Source organism: Desulfomonile tiedjei DSM 6799, from assembly GCF_000266945.1.
Classification (GTDB): domain Bacteria; phylum Desulfobacterota; class Desulfomonilia; order Desulfomonilales; family Desulfomonilaceae; genus Desulfomonile; species Desulfomonile tiedjei.
Genome location: NC_018025.1, coordinates 482657 through 497354 on the forward strand (window position 1 = coordinate 482657; position 14698 = coordinate 497354).

Genomic DNA, 14698 nt, shown 5'->3' on the forward strand with positions numbered 1-14698 from the left:
CAGGAATGAGAAAAGGAGAGAGAAGCTTATGGCTCTATTACCTGAGGTGAAGAGGCATTACGGAAAGCTGAAATTGCTCATTGACGGGGAATGGGTGGAATCCAAATCGACCCTGGTTCATGAGACCGTCAATCCTGCCACTGGCGAAGTCATCGCTGAATTTCCCACTGCCACCACGGAAGAGGCCCGGGCGGCTGTCGAAGCAGCGCAACGCGGGTTCGAGGCCATGAAAAAAATCCCCTTGCGTGAACGGGCAAAGATGCTGTTCGACATGCGCCAGCGATTTGAAGAGCGATTTGATGAGTTGACACGCGTTCTCACTCAGGATCACGGCAGAACCATAAAGGAATCCATCGGGTCGGTGCGGAGAGTCATCGAGAACATCGAATCTGCCTGCTCCGCAGCGTACGGTCTTGCTTCACGCAATGAGCACATGGACGCTCTCGCGAACGGGATCGACATGTGGCTGACCTGGGAGCCTATGGGCGCGTTTCTCATCGTCACTCCGGGAAATATTCCCATGCACGCATGGTCTTCGTTTGTCCCGTATGCTCTCGCCGCAGGGTGTTCCGTCGTGGTTAGCCCCAGCAGGCAGGATCCCGTAGCAGCAGAATATGTTGCGAGAGCCGCATTGGAAGCAGGATGGCCGAACGGGGCAATCAACCTGATCCACGGTGGCAGAGAGATCAACAAGTACATACTCCGACAGCCGGAAATCCAGGGTCTCGGGTTCATTGGCTCGACACACGCAGGCTGGGAGCTTTTCAAATTGTGCGGAGAGCTTGGCAAAAACTCATCCATTAACGGCAACGGCAAGAATACGGTTGTGATTATGCCGGACGCAAATGTCAATGCGATCGCTCCTTATCTGAGGCAGGGCTGTTTCGGGATGACCGGTCAGCGTTGTCTGGGATCGGACAACGTGGTTGTCGTCGGCGACATCTATGATGAGTTAAAGAAGCAATTCACAGCAGAGGCAAGGGCCATGAAACTGGGATACGGCCTTGATGAATCAACGGCCATGGGACCTTACTGCACTGCCGGCGGAAGAGACAAAGTGGATGCATGGGTACAACGCGCTTTAGCCGAAGGAGCCACGATGGTTCAGGATGGCCGGATTCTTCCCGGTGAATTGAAAAAGGGTTTCTTCATGGCTCCGACCATTATCGAGAATGTGCACCCGGATATGGAAGTTGCCAAGGAAGAAGCATTCGGTGCCGTCGCAGCCCTTATCCGTGCAGAAAGCCTGGATCAGGTGATCGAATGGATAAACACCAAGACCGATCTGGGCCATTCCGCATGCATCATGACGGAGAGCGGTCGAAATGCCCGGAAATTCGCCAGAGAAGTGAATGTTGGAAACGTGGGGATCAATGTGGGAGTTCCCCAACCCTTTGCCTTTTTCCCTCTGGGATCCAAACGGAAATCCTTTTTCGGAGGCGCAAAGAGCAGAATGGCTTCCATGAGGCTTTTCCTGGACGAGAAAACCGTAACGGCACGGTGGGTGTAAGTCCTAGGCATTGACCTAAGCTTATTTGACCTTGTAGCCAGTGTAGGTGCGGTGAACCCGCGATCCGCGCGGGTGAACCGCACCAATCGAGGTCTTTCGCGACCGATGCGATTCGATTCGCTCATCACATCCTACGTGAGCTGTTCCCGCTCCGGCGGATCAGGTAGGGGCATCCCTTGTGGATGCCCGGTAGCGACCGGCCTCCGTGCCGGTCATCCGGGACGGGCAGGCATCCCGCAGACAGCGAGACGCGTGGCTACGAGAACGGTTTCTCCCAATTTTCGTTAACACCCCTTTTCTGAAGGGGCAAGGTTCAGCTTTTGACTATCACAAGCTACCTCAAGGTAGCAGCTTCGATATAACGCGCAAGACGGAATGTACAAAACGGACGGCAGTATGCTGAAGATTAGTTTTCAACTCAATGGAAAAGAAGTTTCAATCGAGGTTAATCCGGAGGATTCCGCGCTTATGGTGCTGCGGGACCGGTTCCATTTGAAAGGTGCCAAAGAAGGCTGCGGCATTGGTGAATGCGGTGCTTGCACGATCCTGGTGGATGGGCTTGCGGTCAACTCGTGCCTCATGTTGGCAGCACAGCTTGATGGTAGAAATGTTAAGACTGTCGAAGGTCTCATGCACCAGGAAAAGATGGATATTCTCCAGAAAGAGTTCATAGAGCACGGTGCTATTCAGTGCGGATTTTGTACACCGGGGATGTTGCTGTCGGCACGAGCGCTCCTGGACGAGAATCCCAACCCGGATCGCGATAGTGTTGTCGAAGCGCTCTCAGGCAATCTGTGTCGTTGCACCGGGTACGTGCAAGTTGTTGAAGCAGTGGAAGCCGCCGCTGAAAAACGAGAATCCCGATGAGATCGAGTTTCCGCTATATTCGGCCGAATTCTCTTAATGAGGCGCTTTCCTGTCTCGCGGAACAGGGCGAACGGGCTGCCGTAATTGCGGGTGGAACGGATTTGTCGATTACAATCCGTAAAGGAGAGTTGAACAAGGATTGTGTGGTGGATATCTCGCGGCTTCCTGAAGCCAAAGCTGTGGAATTGGCCGATGGTGCGCTCTTATTGGGAGCAGCGCTGACATTCACGGAACTGATCCGAAATCCACTTATAGCAAAACACGCTCCTGTTTTAGGAGCGGCATGTCGTTGTATAGGAAGCGTTCAAATTCGAAACGCGGGAACCCTTGGCGGTAATGTTGCGAACGCTTCACCGGCTGCGGACAGTGTTCCGGCACTCATGGTGCATAATGCCAGAGTCCTGGTACAAAGCCTTGCATCACAAAGAGTGCTCACACTGGCCCAAGTTGTAACCGGTCCGTATACGACCACCCTGGAGCCTGGAGAAATCATTTTAGGATTTCTCGTCGACCTGATGCCTTCGACGTATCGTTTCAGTTTTCAGCGAATAGCGCGACGAAAAGCTCTATCCATAGCGCGGGCCAATGCAGCGGTGCTTTCATGTCAAAGCTCTGAAGGTAAAGTGATCGACTTCCGTTTGTCAGTGGGATCGATAACGCCACGCCCTTGTCGCTTGAGTGAAGCGGAGGCGCATCTCGTCGGGCAAATCCCTTCGATTCGGCTCATCAAGGAAGCCGCGGAACTAGTGACACGCGAGATGATTCGCAAGAGTGGTGTTCGATCGTCCACGGAATACAAGAAACCGGCCGTTGAGGGTCTGGTCCTGAAGACCATCACTGACGTTTTTCGGCCCTACCTGTAATAAAGGGCTAGTACTTTTGACCGCCATACTGTAAACTCGGTATGGACGTGACTGAAGCCCCTGCTCAGTCGCTGTCCGCAGTAATCTCGAGGTCTACAATAAGTATCATGCTAGAACCTTCCTTCCGTCACATAGGAACAAACATTCCTCGGACCGGCTCTGCGGAGCGGGCATTAGGAACTGCCGCCTTTTCCGCGGATCTGGAAATGCCCTCGGCGCTGACACTCCTCGTGCTGAGGAGCAATCGACATCATGCTCAGATTCTCGAGATCGACACAAGTCGCGCAGAAAAGGTGCCCGGTTGCGTGCGAGTATTCACCGCTCGTGATATTCCGGGACGAAATCGTCTGGGAATAATTAACAAGGACCAGCGTCTGCTTGCCGACGATAAGGTGCGATGCGTAGGCGATCCTGTGGCTCTGATAGCAGCGGAGACGCCTGACGCTGCCGAACGGGCTTTGGCGGAGATCCGAGTGGAATATAAGGATCTCCCGTCCGTTTTCGATCCTGAAGAAGCCCTGAGACCCGGGGCTCCGGAGATCCACGAAGACGGTAATCTGCTGGGATCGCGATTCGTGCTCCGTGGAAATCCCGACGAAGCATTCAAGCACTGCGAAGTAGTTGTGGAACAGGTCTATACCACCGGATTCGTAGAGCACACCTACCTGGAGCCGGATTCGGGAATCGCATACGTGGACGAAGACGGCGTGCTGGTGATCCACGCTTCCACCCAGAATCCTCATTACGATCAGAAGGACGTTGCAGATCTTCTCGGGATAGAGGAGGACAAGGTTCGAATCATCCAGTCTGCCACGGGAGGGGGATTCGGTTCCAAGCTGGATATGAATGTCCAGGGATTTGTGGGGCTCGCGGCATTCCTCCTTCAACGACCCGCTCGCATGGTATACACGCGGGAAGAAGCTTTTCTGGCAACTGCGAAACGCCATCCATTGAAGATCTGGTTTAAATCCGGAGCAACGCGGGACGGCAGACTGCTTGCAGTGGATGTGTCCATCATCGGAGACACCGGGGCATATGCTTCCTATGGACTGGCCGTTGTGAGCAGGGCCGCTGTGCACGCGACGGGACCGTACGAAGTGCCGAATGTCCGAATTGAGTCTCGATTCTCGTACACCAACAATCCCATGGCTGGGGCGATGAGAGGATTCGGCGTACCCCAGGTAGCCCTGGCTCATGAATCCCAGATGGACATGTTGGCCGAGCGCTTGGGTCTGAGTCCCTTCGAGATCAGGCTCCGAAATTGTTATCGAATAGGATCCACGACAGCTACAGGTCAAGAATTGCAGGCCAGTGTGGGAATCGGCGCAGCCCTCGAGGCTATCGGTCCTCATTATCATGAAGCGATTGCTGCAAAGGAAGAAGTAAAGCATAAACCTTATGTACGCCGGGGCGTAGGCATCGGCGCCATGATGTACGGAATCGGCAATACAGGAATGCGGAATCCCTCGAGCGCTCAGATGAAGCTCGATCTCAATGGAAATGTTTCATTGTTCACCGGTGCTGCCGATATAGGGCAAGGCTCTTCCACGGTCCTGCTGCAGATAGCCGCTGAGGAGCTGAACATCGATCCTGATGACATAAGCCTCATTGTGGCAGATACGATGCTTACCACGTCGGCAGGCGCAACCTCTGCGAGTCGCCAGACGTATATTTCGGGAAATGCGGTATTGGACGCAGCCAAGAAACTGAAAGATGTGATTCTGACCCAGGCTGCAACGATTCTGAAGACAGACAAGGCCCAACTGGTCCTGGAAAACGGGTGGGTTCATTCAAAGACCAACGTCGTTGACGGCGTTTCTTTCAAACGCATCGCCGAACGAGCTCACAAAGCGGGGTTGCCGCTCAATTGGCAGGGCTATTTCGATCCTGACACTACTCCCCTCGATCCGGAAACCGGTCATGGACGTCCGTACTCCACCTATGCGTTCGCCACTCACCTGGTTGAAGTCGAGGTAGATACGCTCACGGGGGAAGTGCGGGTGCTCAAGGTTGTTGCCGCGCACGATGTCGGAAAGGCAATCAACCCTCGGAATGTCCACGGTCAGATCTATAGCGGCGTGGTGATGGGCATCGGATTTGCTCTCATGGAGGAGTTCTTCCCGGGACGGACAGAGTCCATGAAAGATTACCACATTCCTTGTGCCGCAGACGTGCCGCAAATCATGTCGATAATCATCGAAGATCCGGAACCCACAGGCCCGTTCGGGGCCAAAGGGGTCGGGGAACCCGCTCTTATTCCCACTGCACCCGCAATACTGAACGCCATCAAGGATGCGCTTGGGGTAAGAATCTACAGTCTGCCCGCGAACCTGGAACGAGTGATGAAAGCTTGCCTTGTGGCACAAACCTGAGATGAATCGTCCAATCCACGATGGGGAAATCCGGAGGCAGACGAGATTTCCCGTCGTGTCGATCCGAGAGCGGAATCTCCCCGTTCCCGGTTATATCACGATACAAGAAGACAGGGGGCGCTCGCAATGTCCACAACGTTGATTAAGAATATTGGAACACTGATTAGTGGCGACATACAGAATCCGATTCTCCAGGCTGATGCCATTCTTATCTCTGACGGTAAAATTCAGAAAATCGGGAACACCGCGGAACTTGAATCCTTCGGAGCAAATCAGGTGGTTGACGCTCTCGGCAGTACTATAATCCCAGGGCTTATCGACTCCCATTGCCATGTAGTTTTGGGAGACTTTACTCCTCGTAAGAATCAAATTGGTTTCATAGATAGTGAAGTGCATGGAGGCGTAACGACCGTGATATCCGCCGGAGAAGTGCATCTTCCCGGAAGACCGAAAGATCCGGCCGGGACCAAAGCTCTTGCGATTCTTGCTGCCAAATCGTTTGCGTCGTTCAGGCCCGGCGGAGCAAAGGTAGTCGGCGGCGCAGTTATCCTGGAAAAAGGACTCACTGAGAAGGACTTCGAAGAAATGTCCAAAGAAGGCGTCAAGATTGTAGGGGAAATAGGACTGGGTTCAGTGAAGTCTCCGGAAGACGCAGCTCCCATGGTTCAGTGGGCTAAGAAATATGGAATGACTGTGCTCATGCACACAGGCGGGACGTCAATTCCGGGAAGCGACACAGTGACGGCCGACCAGGTCATAGCCGCAGATCCGCATGTCGCCTGCCATGTGAACGGCGGTCCCACATCGGTATCAGTAGCTGAAATTGAAAAGCTGGTAAAAAATACTGCGTATACTCTCGAAATCGTGCACTGCGGAAACCCAAAAGCCACAGTGGACGCGCTCAATCTGGGAATGCAGCAGGGATGCCTCGATCGATTTATCATCGGCAACGATGCACCATCGGGTACCGGGGTCGTGCCTCTGGGCATACTGAGAGTGGTCTGCATGGCCGCATCTCTTACCGATGTGCAACCCGAGCAGGCTCTGTGCATGGCAACCGGCAATACAGCCAAAGTCTTCAAACTGGATAGGGGCTTTGTCCGGGAAGGTCTGGCTGCAGATCTCGTGTCCATTGACGCTCCCATGGGTTCAGTCGGAAAGAATGCTCTGGACGCGATTAGAGCCGGAGACGTTCCCGGCGTTTCCATGGTGATGATAGACGGTAAAATACAGGTCAGCGTGAGCAGGAATACTCCGCCTGCAGTACGCAAAGCAAAACTGCTGTAATCTCGTTTCGGTATCGGCGTCTTAGCGAATCGAGAAGAATATACGGGTCACATGCGTGTAAATATCGAAAAATGCAAAGGATGCGGCGCATGCGTGGCAGATTGCCCGCAAAACGCCATTCGTCTGTCCAAGAAGAAAGCGGTAATCGGCGATTCCTGCTCGGAATGCGGCGCATGCCTCAAGGTGTGCCCGGACGGTGCGCTTTTTCCTGAGGATGCTCCTGTAGCCGGTGCGGTTCGGTGTGAGTCCTGTCCTATCCGGTGTCAGGTCAAGGAAGGCTTTTACGGGGCATGCCAGCGATTCCTAAACCGCAATGGCACTCTGGAACGCACGATTTCGCTACAAACCTATGAAGATGTCCGTCACCTTGTCGGCCCGGACTGGAATCCCGTTATTCGGACCCCTCTCATCACGGCAATCGGTGCCGGAACCACGTACCCGGACTGCAAGCCTGCGCCGCATATTGTTCAATCCAAGGTTGAAGGTGTGGACGTCGTAACGGTAGTAACTGAAGCGCCACTCAGCTATTCCGGGATAAAAGTCAAAATCGACACGGATACCACTATAGGCACGGAAGGTGCGCCGATAATCCACCGCAGGAAGAAGGTGGGGCATCTCACTACTGAAGAGTATGGTTCGAAAATTCTTTCTATAGGAGGAGTGAACCTTCTTACCGGACCGGATGGATTGACGGTCGCACGACTGGTGTCGGACATAGCGAATCGCAGGAAAGTAAAGCTCCGTATCGAGGACGGCAGCAGCCTTGAACTGCAGGTAGGCAACCGTCCGCTCATTGACGGCAAGCAGGATGACTTCATGAGAGTCGGTTGCGGAAGCGCCACTCTGGGACTGTTCGCTAATATATTCAGAGAAGTGGCTGACGAAGTGATCGTACTGGATTCCCACCTTACGGGTCTCATGAGCGAACACGCTGCTGGAGTGTTCGTCGGGGCGAAGCCCAGCGGAGTTCGCCTACGGTTCAAACGCAGCACTCCAGGCAGATACTTCGGAGACCACGGTCCTGGATGGGGTGGCACGTCAATTACCGATCCTGCTGCCATTGTGGAATCTATCGATATGAGCGTCGCCAAGCCGGGAATGAAGATTCTCATAACCGAGACAACCGGCCGGAATGCTGCGTATTTCGAAGTCAATTCCAATGGAAAATTGTCCGAGCTGTCCATGCCTCCGCAGGCTGCATCGGCTATTGCGGAACTCGCTGCGACATGCCAGGAATCCAGGGTGTCAGCAGTCTATTGCGGTGGTTCCGGCGGAAGTGCCCGTGCGGGAATCACTCGATATCCCATAAAACTGACTCAGGCGGTGCACGGAATGAAGGCGCGTCTTACAATCGGAGGCGCTCCCGCGTTCGTGCTTCCCGGAGGAGGAATAAACTTCATGGTGGATGTGGAAAAGGTCATGCCCGGAGCATTCACCTGGGTACCCACTCCCGCTACTGTCTGTCCGGTCGAATACACCATGACGCTGGACGATTTCCGTGACATGGGCGGTCATGTGGAAGCAATGAAGCCGTTTGCTGCAAAGGAGTAAAACGTAGCCTGGGAATGCACCATTGTTGCACTCGACGACGGCAAGGTCCTGGTGGAATGCGGCCCTCTGCGCATGTTCATCGAAGGACTGAAATCCGGACTGCCGCAATCTGACATCTGCATGCAAGCCGCTGAATCCGCGGTCGGTTTTCTCGAAGAAATCGCCCGAGAGTGGGAGACTTTGAAAAAACCGTTTGGACAAATTCCGGAACCGTCCTCCGGAAGTCTGGCGCATGAAATGTGGCGGGCAGTATCCCTTGTGGGTCATGACGACCTTACCCCTATGGCTGCAGTGGCTGGGACTATAGCGGATGCCACCGCGGATGTTCTGGAAAAAAGAGGTCTGACCAGGGTTGTGGTGAACAACGGTGGAGATATTGCCGTGAGATTGAAAGATCCCGAGTCGCTCCGAATAGGCATTCGACCGGATATTTCTTCTCATGAGATCAGTCATACGATCCGCGTTGATTCTTCTCTCCATGTCGGAGGAATCTGCACAAGCGGGCTCGGTGGGAGAAGCTTGAGCCGCGGGATTGCCTCTGCAGCAACCGTCTTCGCTGCCAGAGCGTCGGTAGCTGATGCGGCTGCTACCGCAGTAGCCAACGCGACCTATATTCCCCATCCTTCGGTGAAACGAGTCCTCGCTGAAAAGCTCGACCCGGATACAGACCTGAAAGGAATCGAAGTCACCGTCTCAGTCGGAACTTTATCTGCATCCGATATCGATCGAGCCCTCATCCAGGGTATCAACTGCGCCGAACAACTGGTGAAGAAACGAACTATTCATGGAGCATGCGTGGCCGTACAGGGTAAAATGGCTTGCACCACAACCTTTTCCCCACTGATTCACGTATTGTGATACCATTTCGCAGTTTAAGAAGTGAAATCGGGGAGGAACTTCTTGTAAGAAGTTCCTCCCCGAACCCCACCTCAAGAACTTTTTACACTCGCCGGAACCAAATTTCCTTACAGGAAATTGTGTTTCCGGCGGATGATAAAAGTTTCTTGGAGGGGGTTTGGGGAGACATTCTTTACAAAGAAGGCCCCCGAATTTCACCTTCTTCAATGCGACATGGTTTAGAAGACACTGAAAGGAGTTATGGAATGGAGATACGGAAGATCGTCAAGATTGTAGAAGAGACCCGGATGGAAGCGGGCAAACCTGTCCAACCCGCTGCCAGGCGAGCCGCTGCTGTGGCCGTTATTAAGAATCCCTTTGCGGGCCGATATGAAGAAAATATTGATGAATTGATCGCTGTAGGTGAAGAGCTCGGGGGAATGTTGGCAAAGATGGCTGTGGAAGCGCTTGGGATAGCTCCCGATCAGGTCGAGAGCTATGGGAAGGCAGCCATTGTCGGGAACCGTGGCGAGCTCGAGCATGCAGCCGCAATTCTTCATCCTAAGCTTGGCGGACCTTTCCGCGATGCTGTGGGTGGAGGAAAGGCGCTGATTCCTTCATCCAAGAAAATGGGTTGTTCAGGGACGGAAATAGATGTGCCCTTGCATTATAAAGATGCAGCTTTTGTACGATCCCATTTCGACGCCATGGCCGTGAGAGTTCAGGATGCACCAAGGGGTGATGAAATCGTAGTAGCCATTGTGGTTACTGCATCGGGTCGTCCGCTGCCGAGAGTAGGTGGATTGAAGAAAGAGGATGCGAAGAAAGAAGACGGTTTGAGATAATCGAACGTTTTGTTTTGAACCCGCAATCACCTGTGAGCCTCGTACTTCGTACGCTGGCTCACACGTCTTTCGAACACGAAACTATGGTCTACTCGAACCGGGCATCCTTGAATCCCCACTGCTGAACATCTATCCTATATTGCGATGGAGCCACAAGAGTTCCCCTGCATAAGCCGCTGTCATGGTTGAGAGCCGATTCGGATGCAAACCTGTCCATGAGTGTTCGAATTACCCGATCGGGGACAAGGCTGATTTTTGAAGGGTACACAAACCTGAAGAGAACCAGGTGCATAAGAAGCATCTGCCAGTTAGGTCCGAAACGTTCGATAAGATAATCCCAGTCGATCTCGTCCGAGCATTTCAGCAAGAGATGCGATATGTCGGCTCCGTCAAATCGATCTCTTTCCAGAACAAATGCTTTGGACCATATCATTTCTTCTACAGGACATATATCTACCACGTGGCCGAGTATCGTGCGCCTGTTCGATCGCTCGAACCATCGGTCGTCCACCTTTGTAACCTCACTCATGGAACCGTATATGACATCGACGAAGAGATCGCCTTTTCTTGCTTTGGCCAGCCATTGGGGTTCCGCAATTTCTACCAAAAAGCCATTGGCAAGGAACTGCTGTAAAAAACGGTCCAAATCCGTGTTTCGAATGAAGAAATCCAGATCTTTCGTATTGCGGACTATACCGGTATAACATCTGAAAGCATAAGCTCCTCCTATCAGGAACTGGACCTCCGATTGTTTGGCAGTGTGAATTGCCTGCCGGTAAAACTCGATTGTTTCCGCGGCGACAGTGTCGTCATCGGAAGCACAGATCTGGGGCATTGTTTCTTCAATGTGCATATAATCAGCACTTTCGTTATTCATCCTTTTTGCCCCTTTACTCCAAAGATATCCTTACAAGTCGATAGAACGGATTTTCCGGAAAATTTCGCGCGAGCACCCCTAACGCCACGTTGTATACCGGAGTGCCGTTCGCGGTTTTTCCTTCGTGAGTTCCGTGATGAGAATGACCGTGAAATACCGCAGTAATCGAATATCGATTCAGCGGATCTTCGAGCCTGCTGGAGCCCAGGTATGGGAAGATCTCCTGGTCCTCACCCCGCACTGTCTCCCGTATCGGCGAATAGTGCAGCAACACGATTTTCCTCTTGGTCCGCAATTTGGCGAGAGCCGATTCGAGCGATGTCGCTTCCTTTATCGCAGCGTTTACGAACTGCTTGATAATCTGTTCACCCCAGGGCTGCAAAGCACGGTTTCCGAATCCTCCGCCGAAACCTTTTACTCCAGCAAAACCCACCCCATAGAATTCGCAGGTTTCTCCATCCAGAACCATCATTCCCGACCTACGGAAAAGCTTACGAATTTCGGTTTCTTTACCCTGTTCAAAATCGTGATTTCCGAGAACGGCTATAACCGGAAAATTGCTCAGTGCTTTCAGCTCATCTACAAGAGCCCGAGCTTCCTCGATATATCCGGCCTCCGTGATATCTCCACAGAGCAACAGCACATCCGCTTCGCGGGAGATTTCCAGGAAGACCTGTTTTAACGATCCTTGGGAATTCCTTTTGAAATGCAAATCTGCCATTCCCGCCAAAACTATTTCTCTTTTTAACTCGTTCATATCAATGCACCAGAAAATCGCTATCCGTGTAAAAGTACCATTATTCTCATGACAACCGGGGGCGGGAAAAGTTGGGAGGACCCACACAGGAACGCCTGACGTACGAGAAATCGCGTTTGCGGTGGATTGGTTTTCAGGTGGCCAAATATCCGGATAAGGCAACCATTCAGTAAAGAGCAGGCACACTCTGGAAGGGCGGCCCGAGAGTAGCCACGGGTGTCAGAGACTGTCTCAGAAGTCTCGAATGCACAATAAGTCGTGCCACGATACCCCATCCTTGTAGGGGCAGGTCTCGTGCCTGCCCTCCTGCAATGACCGGCACGGAGGCCGGTCACTACCGGGCACCTACGAGGGGCGCCTCTACAATCAGGACGTGAAGATCATGAGAGATTCGTGCCACGATCTGGGGTAAATTTCGATTTCTGAGACAGTCTCTTGCACCCACGGCTACTTTTGGGAAGATCGCTTCGGGGCTGAAGAAACTTCTCTCATGCGTAACTAAATGGTTACCCGCATAAGCCTATTTTTCATCGCCGCTACGGACAATTTCTGCTATAATTGAGCCGCTTGGAAAGCGACTTAATTGCAGTTGTCGGATGTTTCCTTCAACCGGCAATCGCTGTAGAAAAATATTGGAAACTCAAAAGGATTTCCGATCCGTCCATGCATGACGGTATCTAAATCAAGGTAGATGTTTTCGATGGCTATGAGCATACTTGACGAGAAATTCGCTGCCATCCTGGATTCCCCGGAGAGCATTCAGTGCTTTCGTTGCAAGCACCTTGTGAAATGGCCCTACTGCCTTGCTTTCCTCTCTGGCTCGGGAATTCCTGAAGAAATTCGGGAGAATACCTTTGATCATGTCCTGCCGTTTCCCGGTGATCATGGAATACGCTTCCTGGAGAAGGACTCTCCTTATGAGTTGTCGGAAAGCTCTCTGAGAGAAGTCATTGCCCAATATCAGGGTACTGTGATCATGCCGGAATTGGGAAACCGGAAACTAGAGGTGGCAGAGAATAGGTACCAGACCGAATCACTCGCTCCGGATCTGATTCACGCATGCAAAATCGGTGATGTAGAAACAGTTAAGCAGCTTCTCGCCGAAAGAGTCAACGTCAATCAACGAGACGAGCAGGGTAACACTCCTCTCATGCACGCATGCAGGAACTGCCACCCGGAGATCGTGAAATTGCTCCTGAAAAGCGGCTGCGATGTGCACGTTACAGATAAATACTCAAAGAAAGCAATCCACATAGCCTTGGACTGGGGCTATCCTACCATCGTGAAACTGCTGGAGGTTTACGAAGAACCGGGACATCTCGATTTCAGATAAAATCCCCAACCATTCACCAGAATCTGCACGCGCAAGGTTCAGGTCAGATCGATCACAAGTTTCCCATCGATTTCCCGGGAAGGATAGACTTTCACCGGACCTTTTGCAGGTCCTGTAAGCTTATTTCCTCGATCGTCAAATATCGAGTGACTGACGCTGCAGCAGCGCAACGTTTTTCCGCCGGGCTCAGGGTCAAGTTTGCGGCCCATGTGCGTGCAACGGTTTTCAACGCACAAATAACTATTATCCGGTCTTCTGACCACGAGAACAGGTACACTCAAGGTTTGGCCTTTCAGGTAGACCGCTCCATCTTTCTTCTGGAGCTCCGGAATGTCTTCCAGGTCAATGGTGATCTCCGAACCTCGGACTTTCCAGAAACTTTGATCCAGAGGTTGAGTTTTACAAATACCTGCGAACGCCTTGAGAAGATCGAGAATCCTGGACATAGCATCTCCTTACTCGTGAGAACAACGATTGATACCGATTCGCTTCCCTTTTCATAATCTGGGAGGCTGGAGGTATCCTTCGCTCCGGACGACACAAAGCCGTCTAATCACTCCGCTCAGAATACCTCAACCTCACCATCTTATATGCATAGTTGCAAAATGGTATGAACACTTCTCCCCTCAGGTTACACGAGGCGGCTGGAGAAGTAAAACCGGTGCATGCCATCTGCTTCCAAAGCCCTGAAGTGGTTCTCTGTGGCAACCCCCATGAAGGAAGAGCTGCCTGGTGGAGGTTCAGAGTATCAGGAGCATCTTGATTCCCACGTAGAACATTACGAGAATCAGAAGAAATCGCAGCTTTCGGGCGGGAAGTGCATGCGCTACTCTGGCGCCGACCACTGCCATAGGGACCCCGGAAGCCAGCAACAAGCACTGAAGCCAATTCAAGTACCCCGTGGAGTACGGAGGCAAGTCCACCACTCCGAGCCCGTTGATCAGGTATGATAATGCACCGCCGATAGCCGTGAATATCATCATTGCAGAGGAAGTACCCACCGCTTCATGTACGGTAAAGCCGAGGAACAGGACCATGACAACCGTCATGATTCCGCCTCCACCCACGCCGATCAATCCTGCCAGGAATCCGAACGGTAGTCCCCACAAGACGTAAAGCCCAACACTCTCGACCCGCTGCTTTCCGGTTTCCACGAGTTCAGCCGTGCTCATGCGGATTCCCAGCAGAATCACTACTATTCCGAAGCATACCGTCAAATGTTTTGCCGAAAGTTGTGACGCGGTAAATGCCCCGATGAATGCCCCGGCTCCTCCGATAATCCCGAGAATCACAGCAGCTTTCCAGACAACTTCTCCCAGGCGGTGATGAGCATATGCACCGGAAAGTGCCGTGGGAACGAGCACGAGAAGGCCCGTGCCGAAACTTGTCCTGATGGCGACTTCCGGTGCAAATCCCATCGAAGTCAAAACCCAGAATTGAACCGGTACCATGAGAAACGCACCGCCAACTCCGAGAAGTCCTGATAAAAAGCCAACTGTTACTCCAGTAACGCACAATATCGCGGAATAGAAACCAAATGAATCCATGAATGCCGATCACCAGTCTTGTATTTAACGATCGTACGCTTTCAGGTTCCTC

The 14698-nt window shown here is 52.5% G+C and carries 13 protein-coding genes; 9 read left to right on the plus strand and 4 right to left on the minus strand.

What is annotated here, in order from left to right; all coding sequences use genetic code 11:
- The first annotated feature begins 28 nt into the window (after nucleotides 1-28).
- From DESTI_RS02070 to DESTI_RS02105, 8 genes are all read left to right on the plus strand, one after another.
- Nucleotides 29-1510, plus strand: a complete 1482-nt coding sequence (locus tag DESTI_RS02070) for an aldehyde dehydrogenase family protein (protein ID WP_014808307.1) — start codon at nucleotides 29-31, stop codon at nucleotides 1508-1510.
- A 396-nt stretch (nucleotides 1511-1906) separates the two neighbouring features.
- Nucleotides 1907-2377: a (2Fe-2S)-binding protein gene (locus DESTI_RS02075; RefSeq protein WP_014808308.1), complete on the plus strand. Its 471-nt coding sequence runs from the start codon at nucleotides 1907-1909 to the stop codon at nucleotides 2375-2377.
- Entirely contained in the window at nucleotides 2374-3240 is an 867-nt protein-coding gene (locus tag DESTI_RS02080) for an FAD binding domain-containing protein (protein WP_014808309.1), read from the plus strand. Before DESTI_RS02075 ends, DESTI_RS02080 begins: the two co-directional genes overlap by 4 nt.
- 107 nt (nucleotides 3241-3347) lie before the next feature.
- Nucleotides 3348-5612, plus strand: coding sequence for a xanthine dehydrogenase family protein molybdopterin-binding subunit (locus DESTI_RS02085; RefSeq protein WP_157212076.1), 2265 nt, complete (start codon nucleotides 3348-3350; stop codon nucleotides 5610-5612).
- 126 nt (nucleotides 5613-5738) lie between these two features.
- Entirely contained in the window at nucleotides 5739-6899 is a 1161-nt protein-coding gene (locus tag DESTI_RS02090) for an amidohydrolase family protein (protein WP_014808311.1), read from the plus strand.
- A gap of 51 nt (nucleotides 6900-6950) precedes the next feature.
- Nucleotides 6951-8450 carry a 4Fe-4S dicluster domain-containing protein gene (locus DESTI_RS02095; RefSeq protein WP_014808312.1) on the plus strand — a complete coding sequence of 500 codons (1500 nt, stop codon included), beginning with the start codon at nucleotides 6951-6953 and terminating at the stop codon, nucleotides 8448-8450.
- A 51-nt stretch (nucleotides 8451-8501) separates the two neighbouring features.
- The gene (locus tag DESTI_RS02100; RefSeq protein WP_014808313.1) at nucleotides 8502-9308 is read left to right on the plus strand and encodes an FAD:protein FMN transferase; all 807 of its coding nucleotides are present in this window, start codon (nucleotides 8502-8504) and stop codon (nucleotides 9306-9308) included.
- Between the two features lie 245 nt (nucleotides 9309-9553).
- Nucleotides 9554-10132 (plus strand): amino acid synthesis family protein, encoded by a 579-nt coding sequence (locus tag DESTI_RS02105; protein WP_014808314.1) that lies wholly within the window; start codon nucleotides 9554-9556, stop codon nucleotides 10130-10132.
- An 88-nt stretch (nucleotides 10133-10220) separates the two neighbouring features.
- Here the strand turns inward: DESTI_RS02105 and DESTI_RS02110 are convergent, their stop codons facing one another.
- Both DESTI_RS02110 and DESTI_RS02115 read right to left on the minus strand, forming a co-directional pair.
- The gene (locus tag DESTI_RS02110; protein ID WP_014808315.1) at nucleotides 10221-11009 is read right to left on the minus strand and encodes a nucleotidyltransferase family protein; all 789 of its coding nucleotides are present in this window, start codon (nucleotides 11007-11009) and stop codon (nucleotides 10221-10223) included.
- Nucleotides 11010-11022: 13 nt separating this feature from the next.
- Nucleotides 11023-11766 (minus strand): metallophosphoesterase family protein, encoded by a 744-nt coding sequence (locus DESTI_RS02115; RefSeq protein ID WP_041285892.1) that lies wholly within the window; start codon nucleotides 11764-11766, stop codon nucleotides 11023-11025.
- 700 nt (nucleotides 11767-12466) lie between these two features.
- Between DESTI_RS02115 and DESTI_RS28295 the strand changes: the two genes are divergently transcribed.
- Nucleotides 12467-13099, plus strand: coding sequence for an ankyrin repeat domain-containing protein (locus tag DESTI_RS28295; protein ID WP_014808317.1), 633 nt, complete (start codon nucleotides 12467-12469; stop codon nucleotides 13097-13099).
- A gap of 38 nt (nucleotides 13100-13137) precedes the next feature.
- On the opposite strand, the gene DESTI_RS02125 is transcribed toward DESTI_RS28295, so the two are convergent.
- A complete protein-coding gene (locus tag DESTI_RS02125; protein WP_014808318.1) occupies nucleotides 13138-13545 on the minus strand; it encodes a QcrA and Rieske domain-containing protein in 408 nt (135 codons plus the stop codon).
- A gap of 294 nt (nucleotides 13546-13839) precedes the next feature.
- Complete coding sequence (locus tag DESTI_RS02130) at nucleotides 13840-14646, minus strand: sulfite exporter TauE/SafE family protein (RefSeq protein WP_041285893.1); 807 nt, start codon at nucleotides 14644-14646, stop codon at nucleotides 13840-13842.
- Nucleotides 14647-14698: the final 52 nt, after the last annotated feature.